This is a genomic window from Mesorhizobium sp. M4B.F.Ca.ET.143.01.1.1 (genome assembly GCF_004792275.1).
In the GTDB taxonomy this organism is placed as follows: domain Bacteria; phylum Pseudomonadota; class Alphaproteobacteria; order Rhizobiales; family Rhizobiaceae; genus Mesorhizobium; species Mesorhizobium abyssinicae.
Window position 1 is genome coordinate 1 of record NZ_SRSR01000150.1, and the last position, 372, is coordinate 372.

Annotated in this window: 1 protein-coding gene; it reads left to right on the forward strand. The window is 65.3% G+C overall.

The window, feature by feature from the left end:
- Nucleotides 1-372: hypothetical protein (locus EN786_RS36385; protein ID WP_189524385.1), on the forward strand; the 372-nt coding region annotated here is incomplete at both ends.

Genomic DNA, 372 nt, shown 5'->3' on the forward strand with positions numbered 1-372 from the left:
CGAAATCCAGGCCAAGTCGCATCTGGTCCTCAACGACCGCGCCTTCTGGCGCAGTTTCGATCCCGACTCGATCAAGATCCTGATGCAGCTCAGCGGACGCAGCCGCTTCGAACAGCAGCAGGTCGCGGTCGATCTCGGCCCGCGCGCGGCGATCATCTACGATCCCCTGCGCAGCTATTCCCTGCAGAACCTCAGCGATGTCGACCAGCTCATCCTGCAGGTGCCGCGCTCGACCTTCGGCGACGAGACGCTGGCGCGGCTTTCAGCCCCGGTGCCGCTGCCGGGCGAAGACGACAGTCTGACTCACATCGTGTCCGGGCTGATGCAGATGGCGATCGGCGAGGCGCACAAGCTCGACGAAGCCGGCTGCCG